This window comes from Streptomyces sp. CB09001 (genome assembly GCF_003369795.1).
Lineage (GTDB): Bacteria > Actinomycetota > Actinomycetes > Streptomycetales > Streptomycetaceae > Streptomyces.
The window spans coordinates 452,763-466,339 of the sequence record NZ_CP026730.1 but is presented as its reverse complement, the minus strand read 5'-3'; the positions used below and the strand labels follow the sequence as shown (position 1 = coordinate 466,339).

Sequence of the window (13,577 nt, the reverse complement as noted above, 5' to 3'; positions counted from 1 at the left end):
AACAGACCGCGCGAAGCGGGAAGAGGCAGGCAGGAAGAGGCAGGAGGGGGCGGGGCCGTCAGGGCTCGCAGTCCGTCGCGAGAGTCGCGGAAGCCAGGGCCGTCGCCGGGTCCTGGCTCGCGCCGCTCACGGGGACCCATCGGCCGTGCTCCCTGCGGTACGGCCACCAACGTCCTTCGCGGTCCAGGCGGAGCTGGTGAGGTGCGCCGACGACGGTCCACCGGTTGGCCCGCGCCACCAACGGGGGCCGCTCGTCCTCTTCCCAGGCCGACTCCAGCGCCGCACGCGCGCGTGCGAGCGTGTCGCCCGCCACCGCCCATTCCTCCTCGAGCACCGACAGGGCGGCTCCGCCTCCGAGCCGCCATGCGCGTACGGCCGCGGCCAGTGCCTCCCGTGTGCGCCCCGAACCCTCGCCGAGGCGATCCAGTACGTCCGGTCCCGGATCCCCCGCGGCCAGGCGCACCGCATCCTGTGCCGTGGTCGGCTCCGGGTCCACCGCGCGCCCGCCGTGCCCGGCGCGCAGGGCCTCGGCGAGCAGGCGGTGGGCCTCTGCCGCCGTCCGGGAGGCCAGAAAGGACAGGCCGCGAGGGTCGACACCCGGCGGAGGCGCCGCCTCGGTGTCCAGGGACGGCGGCACGCCCGGGCCCTCCCCGAGGCTGGGTGGCGCGGGCAACGGGGGCAGCATCTGGCCCGCCGCGTACGCCTCTGCGGCGTCCACACCCTCCGGCCCGGATGCGACCTCCTGCGCGGGCGCGGAGCCCTGTGTCTGAAGGGCGTCGAGCACCGCTACCTCCGCCCGTCCCCGCATCAGCAGCAGGACGAAGGGGTCCTGGTCCAGCAGCCTCGCGACCTGGTAGCAGAGCGCGGCGGTGTGCCCACAGTGGTCCCAGGCGCCGCAGTCGCACTCCGGTTCCAGGTCGCCCATGCCCGGCAGCAGGTCGATGCCGGCGGCCGCTGCGTCCTCCACGAGGTGCGGTGGCATGTCGCGGTCCAGCAGCGCCGCGACATGCCCCGACCGCTCGATCGCCATGTCGACAAACCGGTCCCACTGTGTGTCGGAGAGCTGCTCCAGCAGGACGTCGGCCCGGTGCGTCGTACGGTCCCGGTCCTGGACGACCGCGGTGATGCGCCCCGGCCGCACCGACACCGCGCCGACCGCTCCCGCGCGTGCCAGCCGGCGCCCGGTCTTCACCTGCGCCGCGTCCATCGCCGCGTCCTCCAGCGCCTTCAGCCAGGCGCGGCCCCACCAGGTCTGCGCGAAGCCCCGTCCCTGGGCGGGCGGCAGCGCGACGAACGTCCGCTCCGCCTCGTCGTCGTACCGGGTCATCGCGTACCCCCTCGCAACTCGACCAGATCGGCCAGTTCCGCGTCCGTCAGTTCCGTGAGCGCCGCCTCGCCCGAGCCCAGAACGGCGTCGGCGAGTTCCCTCTTGCGGTTCAGGAGGGCGGCGATGCGGTCTTCGATGGTCCCCTCGGCGATCAGCCGGTGCACCTGCACGGGTCGGGTCTGGCCGATCCGGTGGGCACGGTCGGTGGCCTGCGCCTCGACGGCCGGGTTCCACCAGCGGTCGTAGTGCACGACGTGCTCCGCGCGCGTGAGGTTCAGTCCGGTGCCCGCGGCCTTCAGGGACAGCAGGAAGACCGGGGCCTCTCCGTCCTGGAAGCGCCGCACCAGCGACTCCCGTGCGGTGACCGACGTGCCGCCGTGCAGGAACAGCGACGACACGCCGCGCGCGGCCAGGTGCTGCTCCAGGAGCCGCGCCATCTGCACGTACTGCGTGAAGACCAGTACGCTCGCCTCCTCACTGAGGATCGTGTCGAGCAGCTCGTCCAGCAGTTCCAGCTTCCCCGAGCGGCCGGTGATCTTCGGCTGGTCCTCTTTGAGGAACTGCGCCGGGTGGTTGCAGATCTGTTTGAGGCCCGTCAGCAGCTTCACGATCAGGCCGCGCCGCGCCATGTGGCCGGCACCGGCGATCTCCGCGAGCGCCTCGCGCACCACCGCCTCGTACAGGCCCGTCTGTTCGGCGGTCAGCGACACGGGATGGTCCGTCTCGGTCTTCGGTGGCAGTTCCGGCGCGATTCCGGGATCCGCTTTGCGGCGTCGCAGCAGGAAGGGCCGTACGAGCCGGGCGAGTCGCTCCGCCGCCGCCGGGTCCTGTCCGCCCTCGACGGCCTGGGCGTAGTGCCGGCGGAAGCTGCCGAGCCGGCCCAGCAACCCGGGGGTGGCCCAGTCGAGGACGGCCCACAGCTCCGAGAGGTTGTTCTCCACCGGGGTGCCGGTGAGCGCCACGCGCGCGCGTGCGCCGATGGTGCGCAGTTGTCGCGCGGTCTCGGAGTACGGGTTCTTCACGTGCTGCGCCTCGTCCGCCACGAGCATGCCCCACGACACGGCGGCGAGCCGGTCGGTGTCCAGGCGCATGGTGCCGTAGGTGGTCAGCACGAACTCGCCGGGCGCGAGGTCGTCGAGGTCGCGGCGGGGCCCGTGGAATCGGCGTACCGGCGTGCCGGGCGCGAACCGTTCGATCTCCCGCTGCCAGTTGCCCATCAGGGAGGTCGGGCAGACCACCACGGTGGGACCGGCGGCGTCCGCGTCCGACTGCCGGTGCAGATGCAGGGCGATCAGCGTGATGGTCTTCCCGAGCCCCATGTCGTCGGCGAGGCAGCAGCCGAGGCCCAACGACGTCATGCGGACCAGCCAGTTGAGGCCACGTCGTTGGTAGTCGCGCAGCGTGGCCTCGAGGGCGGCCGGCTGCGCCACGGGCTCCTGCGCCTCGGGGTCGGCGAGGCGCTCCCGCAGGGACGCCAGCCATCCCGTGGGCCGCACCTGCACGCGGTGTCCGTCGACCTCCGTCGAGCCCGTCAAGGCCGCGGCCAGCGCGTCGACGGGCGTGACCTTGTGGTCCTGGCGGGCGCGGGCGCGGTGGGCCTCCTCCGGATCGACGAGCACCCACTGGTCGCGCAGGCGTACGACGGGGCGCTTGGCCTCGGCGAGCAGGTCCAGTTCCTCGCGCGTGAGGGCCCTGTCGCCCAGGGCGAACGTCCAGTTGAAGGCGAGCAGCGCGTCGGCGGACAGGAACGACGGGCCGGCCTCGGTCACAGCCGCGTGCGCCGCCGGGCCGCCGTCGGGCGGTCCCACCTCGGCGCGCTCGGTCAGGTCGCGGGCCAGCTCCCTCGGCCAGTGCACGTCGACTCCGGCGCCGGCGAGTGCCCGGGAACCGGTTCCGAGAAGCTCGGTGATCTCTTCGTCGGTGAGTTCCACGGCATCCGGTACGGTCGCCGACAGCAGGGGCGTGAGCGAGGGCCAGGCCCGTGCCGCCCGGCGCAGGGCGAGCAGGGCGTCCATCCGCGCGCGCGTGCCGAACGCCTCTCCCACGGTGCCGCCCCACACCTGAGCGGTGTCGGCGACGAGCCCGGGATCGCTGACGCTGTGCACCTGTGGCACCGCCCGGAACGTCGGCCGGGCGTCCTGGGGAGCCGCGGCCGACAGCCCCCGCACCTCGATACGCAGCGACAGCCGCACGCCGGTGTCGTGTCCCGCGGCGACGTCCAGGGCCCACTCGCGCAGCTCGGGCGAGGGCCGGGGCGACCGGGAGGCGTAGGCGGCCCCGGCCGTGAGGAGTTCGGCGGCGGGGGAGCGGGGCAGCGTGTCCGCGACGGCGTCCAGGAAGGACCGCACCAGAGGTTCCGGGTCGGGCAGCCGCAGGGGACCGGCGCCGTCCAGCGGGACCGCGTGCGCCTCGGGCGGCATGGCGGCGGCGAGGTGGCGGACCCGCTCGGTCCCCTCGGCGTCCAGTGGTCCCGCGCGCCAGGCGTCGTGTTCGGCCGCGGACAGGCCGGGCAGCAACAGCCCGCGCGCCACGAGGTGCAGGGCCTCGACGGCGACCGCCCCCCAGAACACCGTCGCCCGATGGCCGTCCGCATGGGCCCGCGCGCGTGTGAGCACGGGCAGGGCGGCCCGTACCGGGAGCAGCACGGCCGGCACGCTCACCGCCTCCACACCGTCGCCGTCGGGCAGGGCGACCGTCAGGCTTCCCGGGGCCCCCGTCGGTACGGTGCCGGGCGCCTCGCCGTCGGGGCGCCAGAACGCGACCGTGCCGGTGCGTGCCGGATCGCCGGGCAGGAAGACGGCACAGCAGTCGACGAGTGCGGAGATCTCGGAGGGGGCGGGAGGAGTGTTCTGCGCAGCGATGACGTATTCCTCAAATTTGACTAGCCAGGGTGCGGCCGCCGAGTGTACACGGACGTCGAGAGCGTGGGCTGCGGCTTGGGCGTGGCATGCGTCACTATGCAGTGGGGGAGGTGTTCTTCCGATGCCTTCCCGGACCCAGTCGCCGACGAGCTCTCAGGGGCGCGTAGGGGTCGGTCCTCAGGGAGTTCTCAGGGTCGCGCTGCGGAACCGCCACGAGCGCGGGGCCGTTTTCAGGACAGAGAGCGGCAGTGGCCGCGAAGGAGGCGACATCATGTCGAAGAACGCCAAGGTCGCAGCAGGTGGCGTGGCGGCCGGGCTCATCCTGCTGATCTGGCTGCCCTGGTGGGCCGCCCTGCTGATAGTTCTGGGAGTCCCGGCCGCCGCCTACCTCACGCTCGATCCCTCCCAGCGGCGCAGGCTGCGCCGTGTCTCACGCAAGGAGATAGGCCGTTGAGGCGCTGACGCCCACGACGGCAGGGTCCCGGCGGTGGGACGCCTTCCCTGTCCCTGGTCAGCTCGGCCGTACGGCCATCTTGTCGAGGGCCTCCAGGAGTCCGGGCAGCGACGGCCCTCGTCCCACCGGCAGGACCTCACCGGGCTCCTCGTCGAGCAGGATGAAAGCGATGTCGTCGGTCCTGGCGACGAGTGACCAGCCGGGGCCGTCCGCACGCAGCGTCCGCGCGTCCCCCGGCGCGAACGACGACCGGACCCGGCCGAGCGGTGGTGGCGTGTCGACGTAGGCGCGGGCCTCCGCGAGGACTCGCCGGACGCCGCCGTGTCCGGAGGGCGCCGCGCCGGGCCGGCCGTCCGTGGTCGCGGTCTCGTCCGTGGTGTCGGCCGGTGCGTCCGAGCCGGTGCCCGCGTCGCCGCCCCCGTCACCCTCTCCGCCGCCGCCCCCGTCACCCTCTCCGCCGTCGCCGGCGGCACCCTCCACCGAACCGGCGCCGCCGCCCGGTGTCGGGAACTCCGCGTCGTCGATCTGCTCCCGCCACTGCGCCCACTGCAGAGCGATCTCGTCGGCCCCGAGGCGGCGCTGCGGCGGTCCCCAGACGGTGGTGTCCGGCGGGCGCAGCGCGGGCTGGTCGGTGGACTCCGGCCCCGGGTCGTGCGGCACGGGTACACCGGGTGCCGCCACGGCGACCGCGAGGGGCCAGCCGGGCAGCGCCGTGACGACCGTGCGCTCGTCCGGCGACAGGTCGTACTCCATGCCGCAGTCCCAGGACGCCACGGCCACGGCGACCAGCGAGACGTCATCGATGACGACCGTCCACCGGGCCCCGTCGCCGTCCTGTCCCAGCACCAGGCCGTAGCCGTCGGCCAGCGGGGGGAGACCGAGCGCGGCGCACGCCTCCGGATAGTCGTCGCCCAGCACACTCGGAAACTTCGCCGGCGTCAGCAGTACCGCCGTGAGCACATAGAGCGCATCGTCCGCGGCGACGGCGTCCTCGTCCGTCCCGGCCATCCCAGCCTCCCCATCGGTTCGTCCAATGGCGGGCACCCTAGTGCGCCCGAGAAGCCCTTGTCACGACTCCCAGACGCACCCGAGCTGCAGTTTTCCGGTTGGACGGGGGCGAATCGACCACCTGGCGCCGGGGGCGGACTCAGGTCGCGGGCAGCCCCAGGAGCGCACGGGCCACGTCCCCCGGGGGCTCGTCCCGTTCCCGCGCGAGCGCGATCACGGCCCGGCACGCCAGTTCGTTGACCCCGAACGACAGGGCCTCCGGCGACACGCGGCCCGCCGCCTCGTCGATCCGGTCCTGGTCGTCGTCCACACACGCCGAGACGTACGCGGCCGCGGCCTCGAACAGGTTGTGCGAGCGGGGCCCGCCGCCCGCGTCCCCCCGCTTGCCCCGCTCCGTGCGCCGAGCGGTGCGGGATCTGTCCCAGGCCTCGCGGATCCTGCCGAACAAGCGGACCACCCTCCCCAACCGATCATCCTGGCTGACCGTGCATCTCCTGCTACTCAACGTAGAGTTGAAGTCCCGACGGCAGAAGGGGGCGGCCATGGCAGGGCGCTTCGAGCAATTGGCACGGATCCGGCGCATGGATCCCCACGAGGACGCCTCGCAGATCTATCGGCTGTCCTCGGCCCACGAGTTCCCCTGGGACTTCGCCCGTGCCCTGGAACTGGCGCTCTACCGCACCTACGCCGTACCGAGCATCGGCCGGCTGCTCGCCGAGACCGCGGAGTTCACCGGCCGGCCCCAGAAACGGTACGACGACACGGCGCTGCTGCTCGACGCCGTGGTCGAGCACGGCTTCGGCAGCCGGCAGGGCCGCACCGCCATCCGGCGCATCAACCAGATGCACCGCAGTTACGACATCACCAACGACGACATGCGGTACGTCCTGTGCACGTTCGTGGTGATCCCCAAACGCTGGATCGACACCTACGGATGGCGCAGGATGTCGCGCCACGAGACCGTCGCCTCCGCCGTGCACTACCGCACGCTGGGGCGGCACATGGGCATCAAGGACATTCCCGGTTCCTACGAGGAGTTCGAGGCCTGTCTCGACGCCTACGAGGAGGCCAACTTCGCCTGGGACGAGGGCGCGCGCCGCGTCTCCGACGCCACACTCGACCTCATGGCCTCCTGGTATCCGCGCCCTCTCGCGCCGCTCCTGCGCGCCGGGACCCTCGCCCTGCTCGACGAACCCCTGCTGCGGGCCTTCGGCTACGTTCCGCCGAGCCCCGTCACCCGCGCGGTCGTGCGCCGCGCCGTCAGACTGCGCGGGCGCGCGGTCCGCCTGCTGCCGCCGAGGCGTGCCCCGCACCATGCCCGTCAGAACCGGGAGATCAAGGGCTATCCGAACGGCTACCGGCTGGCCGATCTGGGCACGCGCCCGGCTCCCGGCCTCCGGGGCTGCCCGGTCCGTCACGTCGACACGTCAGCCGCCGAGTGAAGCGATCGTCTCCCGCAGCCAGCTGAGTTCGGCCCGGGAGGTGGCCCGCGCGACGATCAGTGCGCCACGCCGGAAGGGGTCGTCCAACTCCTCGGCGCCCAAGGGTCGCTCACCGTCGTAGAAGAAGCTCGCGGGCTCTTCCAGGAAGGCGAGCCGGCGGTGCAGTACGGCGGTCTGGGCGGCGGCGTCGTCCAGGTGCCGGAGGAAGGCGAGCACCGTGAACCAGCGGTTCTCGTCGGTGATGTCGCGCCGAACGGGATCGGCGAGCCGTCGGCGCAGCTCCCGCCGCCCCTCCTCGGTGAGGGCCAGGACATGACGTGGCGCGGCCACGGAGCCGGGCTGCGTGGTGCGTGCGAGGAGGCCCGCCTTCTCCAGGCGTTTGATCGCGGGATAGAGCGTGCTCTCGGCGACCGGACGCACGTGCCCCGTCAGTGCGGTGATGCGCTTGCGCAGCTCGTAGCCGTGCAGCGGGTTGTCGTAGAGGAAACCGAGGACGGCGAGCTCCAGCATGCCCGCATTATCTCCCGCGGCCCCTGCGGCTCTTGACGACGGTGTACCTCGTGGACGCAATACATCGCAGTCGATGTATTCTCTGGAACGGTACGAGGAACGTGGCACACCACAGGGGGACGGAATGAACGAGGCACGGTTCGACGACAGGGGAAGTCTCATCCGCTGGACGGAGACGCCCGGAGAGGAACCCGCCCGGGTGTACGTGCACGGGCTCGGCTCGGTCTCGTCCGCGTACCACGCCCACATCGCGGCGCGCGCGGAACTCGCCGGCCGGCGCAGCCTCTTCGTCGATCTGCCCGGTCACGGCATCAGCGACCGCCCGGAGCAGTTCGGATACACGCTCGTGGACCACGCCGACGCGCTGGCCGCCGTTCTGGACTCGGCCGGACTGACCGGCGCCGAACTGGTCGCGCACAGCATGGGTGGCGCGGTCGCCGTCGTCCTCGCCCACCGGCGGCCGGAACTGGTCTCCCGCCTGGTCCTCACGGAGGCCAACCTGGACGCGCCCCCGCCGCCGACCGCCGGCAGCAGCGTCATCGCCTCCTACGAGGAGGACGAGTTCGTCGACGGCGGCCACGCGCGCGTGCTGGCGGACGTCGGCCCCCGGTGGGCGGCGACGATGCGGCTGACGGACCCCCGCGCCCTGCACCGTTCCGCCGTCGGGCTGTGCCGGGGATCGGACCCCGTCATGCGCACCCTTCTCGGGGAGCTCGAGGTGGAGCGTGTCTACCTTCAGGGCGAACTCAGCGGCGGACTGGAGGGCCGGGAGGCTCTGGAGGCGACGGGCGTGCGCGTGACGACCGTGGCTGGTGCCGGGCACAACGTCATGTTCGACCGTCCCGACGCGTTCGCGGCGGCGGTCGCCCGGCTGGACTGACTCAGCCCGCGCGGGTCGCCAGGGCCAGGAACCGGGCGTCCTCGTCGACGTACGTCGTCATCTCCCACCCGGAACCGGCCAGCAGCGGCCGGAGATTGGCCTCGGCACGAAGGTCGTCCGGCGTGAGCCGCCGTCCCTGACGTGCCGCGAGCGCCGCCCGGCCGATCGGGTGGAACAGCGCCAGCACACCGCCGGGACGCACTACGCGCGCCAACTCCCGCAGATTTCCGGCCGGATCCGGAAGGTGCGCGACGAGACCCGCCGCGAAGACCGCGTCGAGCGTCCGGGAACGCAGGGGCAACGCGGCCACGTCGGTCAGCAGCAGGCGCCCGTCACGGTCCCTCCCCGCCCCTACGGCGGCCTGGAGCATGGCAGGTGTCAGATCGGCCCCGACGACCAGCCCCGACGGCCCCACGGCCGCACGCAACGGGGGCAGGGCCCGACCGGTGCCGCATCCGGCATCGAGCACCCGGTCGCCCTCACGCAGCCCCAGTCCGGCGACCGCGGCGGTGTAGGCCGGGCCGTCGTCCGGGAACCGGCGGTCCCAGTCGGCGGCACGGGAACCGAAGAATTCCTGGATGTGCGTGTGGTCGTCGCTCATGCGTCGCATGATCCCTCAAGAGCACAGAAGACGCCGCAGCGCACATGTTCGAGCGTGACGCGATCGTTCCATCTCCCCTCTGTGTCAGATAGCAACACCTTTCGAAATGCGCCCCCGTTGTGCGCCCCGATCGGGACTAGCGTCCCGGGGCCATGGGACACCTGGACCACGCCGCCCTCGGCTGGCTGACCCCCGCGCTGTCGTACGCGATGGCCTGTACCGGCGCCGCTCTCGGGCTGCGCTGCACCGTGCGCGCCCTGGCCGCCACCGGGCGCACGCGCCGCAACTGGCTCCTGACCGCGGCCTCGGCGATCGGCACGGGTATCTGGACGATGCACTTCGTCGCCATGCTCGGCTTCCGGGTCAGCGGCACGGACATCCGTTACGACGTACCGCTCACCCTCGTGAGTCTGCTCGTCGCGGTGCTCGTCGTCTGTGCCGGCGTCTTCGCCGTCGGCTACGGCCGCAACCGGGCGCGGGCACTCCTGCTCGGCGGACTCACCACCGGAATCGGCGTCGCGAGCATGCACTATCTCGGCATGGCGGCCATGCGCCTGCACGGCGAGGTGAGCTACGACCCGGGACGCGTCGGACTCTCGGTGCTCATCGCCGTCGCGGCCGCCACAGCGGCCCTGTGGGCGGCGCTGAACACCCGGTCGCCCCTCGCCGTCACCCTCGCCTCGTTGATCATGGGGGCGGCGGTGAGCAGCATGCACTACACCGGCATGTTCGCGGTGAGCGTGCGTGTCACGCCCTCCGGTGAGGCGCTGCCGGGGGCCACGGCGATGCAGTTCATCTTCCCCCTCGCCGTCGGCCTAGGGTCCTACCTCTTCTTGACGTCGGCCTTCGTCGCGCTGTCGCCGACGGCCCGGGAGCGCGAGGCGTCCGCCTCGGCCCGGCAGCAACCCGTCGGGAGTACCGCCCCGTAACGGCGGACCGGGCGTCAGGGCCCGGCCACAACGCACCGCACACCGTCCCGAGCGAGGAGGCCATGCGTCCACCCCGTACCACCCCCGCCCGCCCCACGCCCGAAGCCGGCGCCGAGACCTCGGCCCAGCCGTCCGTGCGCGGCCGTCGTGCGCACGCCGGACCACCCGCCGACGAGCGCCCGGCGGAGCCCGCGGGCGAGGCACCCGACCCGCCCGCCGCGCGCGCGTGGCGCGGGCGCATGCAGCCCCGCACCGTGCGCGCCCGGATCATCTGCCTCCTGATGGTGCCCGTCGTCTCCCTGCTGGCCCTGTGGGCGTACGCCACCGTCACCACCGCCCAGGACGTCTCCCGGCTGCGGCAGGTCCAGCGTGTGGACGCCCGTGTCCGGGCCCCCGTCAGTACCGCCGTCGCCGCTCTGCAGGCCGAGCGGCTCGCCGCCGTGCGCCACGCCACCGACCCGTCGTCGGTGCCGGGTGCCGACTTCCGGGACCTGATCGCGCGCACCGACCGCGCGGTGGGACAGCTGCGGCTCGGCGACCGCCACACCGTGGCCGACAGCGAGGAACTGCCTGCCGGAGTGGCCCGGCGGCTCGAGGCGTTCGTCACCGGCGCCGAACGGCTGGCGTCGCTGCGTACCGCCGTCCTCGACCACCGGGCGGGCTGGGAGGAGACCTACCGCAGCTACACGGTGGCCATCTCGGCCGCCTTTCACGTGGGTGGCGCGCTGAGCGGCGTCCAGGACGCCGATCCGGGATCCGACGCGCGCGTGCTGGTCGAATTCGCCCGCGCGGGCGAGGCACTGGCCCAGGAGGACGCCCTGCTGGGCGGTGTCCGCCCGGCCGACGGACTCGCCGGTGAGCGGCTGCGCCTGTTCACCGGAGCCGTCGCCACGCGCCGGACGCTGACCGAGTCCTCCGTCGCCGATCTGGGCGGCTCCGAGCGCACCGCCTGGCGGGATCTGGCGGGCAGCGGTGCCTACCTGACCGTGGGCGCGGCGGAGGACCGGCTGCTCGACAGCGGATCACCGGGCCGGCCGGCCGAGGCCACGGCATCCCGGACCGCCTGGGACGGGGCGCACGCGCGCGTGCGTGACGGCATGCGGGCCATCGAGCGGGACGCCGGACGTTCGGTCGCCGACCGGGCCGACCCGTTCACCCGCGGAGTGCTCACTCCGGCCGGGGCCGCGGTCCTGTTCGGACTCCTCGCCGTCGTCGCGTCGCTGGTCATCTCCGTCCGCATCGGCCGCGGTCTGGTGGTCGAGCTGGTGAGTCTGCGCAACAGCGCCCTGGAGATCGCCCGGCACAAGCTCCCCGAGGCGATGCGCAGGCTGCGCGCCGGGGACCCGATAGACATCCGGACCGAGGCACCGGCGCAGCCTCCCGCCGAGGACGAGGCCGGTCAGGTCGCCGAGGCCCTGGGCAGCGTGCACCGGGCCGCCCTGCGCGCCGCGGTGGAACGTGCCGAACTCGCCGGCGGCATCGCCGGGGTCTTCGTCAACCTCGCCCGCCGCAGCCAGATCCTCGTCCACCGCCAACTGAGCCTCCTGGACAGCATGGAACGCCGCTCCGACGACCCGAACGAACTCAGCGACCTCTTCCGGCTCGACCACCTCACCACCCGCATGCGGCGCCACGCCGAAAGCCTGATCATCCTCTCCGGTGCGGCGCCCGGACGGGCCTGGCGCAGGCCGGTGTCCCTGACCGACGTGGTCCGTGCCGCCGTCTCCGAAGTCGAGGACTACGCACGCGTGGAGGTACGGCAGCTCCCCGAGGCGTCCGTGCAGGGCGCGGCCGTCGCCGACGTCACCCACCTCCTGGCCGAGATCATCGAGAACGCGGCCCAGTTCTCCCCACCCCACACACGCGTACGGGTCACCGGTGAACCGGTCGGCAACGGCTACGCGATCGAGGTCGAGGACCGCGGCCTCGGCATGGGCAGGGGCGCCCTCGACGAGGCCAACCACCGCATCACGAGGTCGGAGACACTCGACCTGTTCGACAGCGACCGGCTCGGTCTGTTCGTCGTCAGCCGGCTCGCCGCCCGGCAGGACATCAAGGTGCACCTCAAGACCTCCCCCTACGGCGGTACCACCGCGGTCGTCCTCCTGCCCACCGCGATCCTGCACAGCGAAACGGCGCCACCTCCTCCCCGGGCGGCCCACGAGGCGACCCGGCCCGAGGAGCACCTCCACGCGCGCGTGCCCGGCGCCTCGGGGCAGCAGGAATCCGTGCCCGCACCGGTCGACCGGCCGGCGCTGGCATCGGCCGCACCAACGGCGACGCGCACCACGACATCGGGCCGGCCCCCTGGAGCGCCCGCGCTGCGACTCCACCGGTCCTCCGACGTCCCCGATGCCTCCGAAGCCCTCGCGACGGGCGACGTCCCCCGCACACCGCGGCCGACGGGGGAGCCCGACGACCTCCCCCGCCGGGTACGGCAGGCGAGTCTCGCCCCCCAGCTGCGCGACGGCAGACCCCCTGAGCCGACCCGGCCCGGCCCAGCGCACGACGACGAACAACGCACCCCCGAGGCCGTCCGGGACCGTATGACCGCCTACCGCGACGGCTGGTCGCGCGGCGGTGGCCGTCGCCCCGGCCACCCCGCACCGCCGGAGCCGCCGCCCGGCGACAGCACCGAAGGAGACCCCGCATGATCCAGAATCCCGGCACGGGAACCGCCCGGCGGGCCCGCGAACTCGACTGGCTCCTGGACGACCTCGTCGGACGCGTACACGAGGTGCGGCACGCCGTGGTGCTGTCGAACGACGGACTCGCCGTGGGCGCGTCGCACGGACTCGGCCGCGAAGACGCCGAACACCTCGCCGCCGTCGCCTCCGGCTTCCACAGCCTGGCCAAGGGGGCGGGCCGGCACTTCGGCGCCGGGGGCGTGCACCGGACCATGGTCGAAATGGACGACGGGTTCCTGTTCGTGGCCGCGGCGGGGGACGGCTCCTGCCTCGCCGTCCTCACCGCCGTGACCGCGGACATCGGTCTCGTGGCCTACGAGATGGCACGGCTGGTGAGACGCGTCGGCGAGCACCTGCACACCGCGCCACGTGCCGCCGCACGACCACCCTTCGGCGCATGACCCGGAAGGGCCCCAGGGATGACCGACGACATCACGGACGGCGGCCGGGAAGGACCGGGCAGCCAGTGGTACGACAACGAGGCCGGACCCCTCGTCCGCCCCTACGCGATGACCGGTGGCCGCACCCGGCCGGGGCCCACGGGGGTGCGGTTCGACCTGATCGCCCTCGTCACACACGCAGTCGGCGCACCGGACGTGGACGACACCGTGCTGGGACCGGAACACCGCACGCTGATCGACCTGTGCCGCACGGAGACCCAGTCGGTGGCCGAACTCGCCGCCGACGCGGACCTGCCGGTGGGCGTCGTCAGGGTACTCCTCGGCGACCTGGCGGAACTGGGGTGCGTGACCGTCAGCCGTCCCGTGCCACCGGCGCAGTTGCCGGACGAACGGATTCTGCGCGAAGTGATCGACGGACTGCGCGCTCTGTAGGGAAGGCCGAACGAACGACCATGACCGGCACGCACGTGCACGACC

General features: G+C 73.2%; 13 protein-coding genes. 7 read left to right on the top strand and 6 right to left on the bottom strand.

Annotated features, from left to right (window positions below):
• Positions 1-58: 58 nt before the first annotated feature.
• Positions 59-1,327, bottom strand: coding sequence for an SWF or SNF family helicase (locus C4J65_RS02305; RefSeq protein WP_115740846.1), 1,269 nt, complete (start codon positions 1,325-1,327; stop codon positions 59-61).
• Entirely contained in the window at positions 1,324-4,188 is a 2,865-nt protein-coding gene (locus C4J65_RS02300; RefSeq protein WP_115740845.1) for a DEAD/DEAH box helicase, read from the bottom strand. The genes C4J65_RS02305 and C4J65_RS02300 overlap by 4 nt, the downstream gene beginning before the upstream one ends.
• 271 nt (positions 4,189-4,459) lie before the next feature.
• Between C4J65_RS02300 and C4J65_RS35975 the strand changes: the two genes are divergently transcribed.
• A complete protein-coding gene (locus tag C4J65_RS35975) occupies positions 4,460-4,642 on the top strand; it encodes a hypothetical protein (RefSeq protein ID WP_016325661.1) in 183 nt (60 codons plus the stop codon).
• 57 nt (positions 4,643-4,699) lie between these two features.
• On the opposite strand, the gene C4J65_RS02290 is transcribed toward C4J65_RS35975, so the two are convergent.
• Both C4J65_RS02290 and C4J65_RS02285 read right to left on the bottom strand, forming a co-directional pair.
• Positions 4,700-5,650: a hypothetical protein gene (locus tag C4J65_RS02290; protein ID WP_115740843.1), complete on the bottom strand. Its 951-nt coding sequence runs from the start codon at positions 5,648-5,650 to the stop codon at positions 4,700-4,702.
• Positions 5,651-5,789: 139 nt separating this feature from the next.
• Positions 5,790-6,098, bottom strand: coding sequence for a hypothetical protein (locus C4J65_RS02285; protein WP_205350945.1), 309 nt, complete (start codon positions 6,096-6,098; stop codon positions 5,790-5,792).
• Between the two features lie 94 nt (positions 6,099-6,192).
• On the opposite strand from C4J65_RS02285, the gene C4J65_RS02280 reads away from it, so the two are divergent.
• Complete coding sequence (locus C4J65_RS02280; RefSeq protein ID WP_115740841.1) at positions 6,193-7,092, top strand: oxygenase MpaB family protein; 900 nt, start codon at positions 6,193-6,195, stop codon at positions 7,090-7,092.
• Here the strand turns inward: C4J65_RS02280 and C4J65_RS02275 are convergent.
• Positions 7,078-7,602, bottom strand: coding sequence for a PadR family transcriptional regulator (locus C4J65_RS02275; protein WP_115740840.1), 525 nt, complete (start codon positions 7,600-7,602; stop codon positions 7,078-7,080). The genes C4J65_RS02280 and C4J65_RS02275 overlap by 15 nt on opposite strands.
• 124 nt (positions 7,603-7,726) lie before the next feature.
• Here C4J65_RS02275 and C4J65_RS02270 point away from each other — a divergent pair, with 124 nt between their 5' ends.
• Complete coding sequence (locus tag C4J65_RS02270; protein ID WP_115740839.1) at positions 7,727-8,482, top strand: alpha/beta hydrolase; 756 nt, start codon at positions 7,727-7,729, stop codon at positions 8,480-8,482.
• A 1-nt stretch (position 8,483) separates the two neighbouring features.
• Here C4J65_RS02270 and C4J65_RS02265 read toward each other — a convergent pair whose 3' ends face one another.
• Positions 8,484-9,083: a class I SAM-dependent methyltransferase gene (locus C4J65_RS02265; protein WP_115740838.1), complete on the bottom strand. Its 600-nt coding sequence runs from the start codon at positions 9,081-9,083 to the stop codon at positions 8,484-8,486.
• Between the two features lie 152 nt (positions 9,084-9,235).
• Between C4J65_RS02265 and C4J65_RS02260 the strand changes: the two genes are divergently transcribed.
• The 4 genes from C4J65_RS02260 to C4J65_RS02245 all read left to right on the top strand — a co-directional run bounded on the left by C4J65_RS02260 (position 9,236) and on the right by C4J65_RS02245 (position 13,532).
• Entirely contained in the window at positions 9,236-10,012 is a 777-nt protein-coding gene (locus C4J65_RS02260) for an MHYT domain-containing protein (RefSeq protein WP_115740837.1), read from the top strand.
• A gap of 62 nt (positions 10,013-10,074) precedes the next feature.
• The gene (locus C4J65_RS02255; RefSeq protein ID WP_115740836.1) at positions 10,075-12,666 is read left to right on the top strand and encodes a nitrate- and nitrite sensing domain-containing protein; all 2,592 of its coding nucleotides are present in this window, start codon (positions 10,075-10,077) and stop codon (positions 12,664-12,666) included.
• Positions 12,663-13,100, top strand: coding sequence for a roadblock/LC7 domain-containing protein (locus C4J65_RS02250; RefSeq protein ID WP_115740835.1), 438 nt, complete (start codon positions 12,663-12,665; stop codon positions 13,098-13,100). The genes C4J65_RS02255 and C4J65_RS02250 overlap by 4 nt, the downstream gene beginning before the upstream one ends.
• Positions 13,101-13,118: 18 nt before the next feature.
• A complete protein-coding gene (locus C4J65_RS02245) occupies positions 13,119-13,532 on the top strand; it encodes a DUF742 domain-containing protein (protein ID WP_115740834.1) in 414 nt (137 codons plus the stop codon).
• Positions 13,533-13,577: the final 45 nt, after the last annotated feature.

What these genes read in the sequence shown, in the direction of transcription:
- C4J65_RS02305 (WP_115740846.1), bottom strand. Translation starts at nt 1,327, where the DNA reads ATGACCCGGTACGACGACGAGGCGGAGCGGACGTTCGTCGCGCTGCCG.
- C4J65_RS35975 (WP_016325661.1), top strand. Translation starts at nt 4,460, where the DNA reads ATGTCGAAGAACGCCAAGGTCGCAGCAGGTGGCGTGGCGGCCGGGCTC.
- C4J65_RS02290 (WP_115740843.1), bottom strand. Translation starts at nt 5,650, where the DNA reads ATGGCCGGGACGGACGAGGACGCCGTCGCCGCGGACGATGCGCTCTAT.
- C4J65_RS02280 (WP_115740841.1), top strand. Translation starts at nt 6,193, where the DNA reads ATGGCAGGGCGCTTCGAGCAATTGGCACGGATCCGGCGCATGGATCCC.
- C4J65_RS02275 (WP_115740840.1), bottom strand. Translation starts at nt 7,602, where the DNA reads ATGCTGGAGCTCGCCGTCCTCGGTTTCCTCTACGACAACCCGCTGCAC.
- C4J65_RS02270 (WP_115740839.1), top strand. Translation starts at nt 7,727, where the DNA reads ATGAACGAGGCACGGTTCGACGACAGGGGAAGTCTCATCCGCTGGACG.
- C4J65_RS02265 (WP_115740838.1), bottom strand. Translation starts at nt 9,083, where the DNA reads ATGAGCGACGACCACACGCACATCCAGGAATTCTTCGGTTCCCGTGCC.
- C4J65_RS02260 (WP_115740837.1), top strand. Translation starts at nt 9,236, where the DNA reads ATGGGACACCTGGACCACGCCGCCCTCGGCTGGCTGACCCCCGCGCTG.
- C4J65_RS02255 (WP_115740836.1), top strand. Translation starts at nt 10,075, where the DNA reads ATGCGTCCACCCCGTACCACCCCCGCCCGCCCCACGCCCGAAGCCGGC.
- C4J65_RS02250 (WP_115740835.1), top strand. Translation starts at nt 12,663, where the DNA reads ATGATCCAGAATCCCGGCACGGGAACCGCCCGGCGGGCCCGCGAACTC.
- C4J65_RS02245 (WP_115740834.1), top strand. Translation starts at nt 13,119, where the DNA reads ATGACCGACGACATCACGGACGGCGGCCGGGAAGGACCGGGCAGCCAG.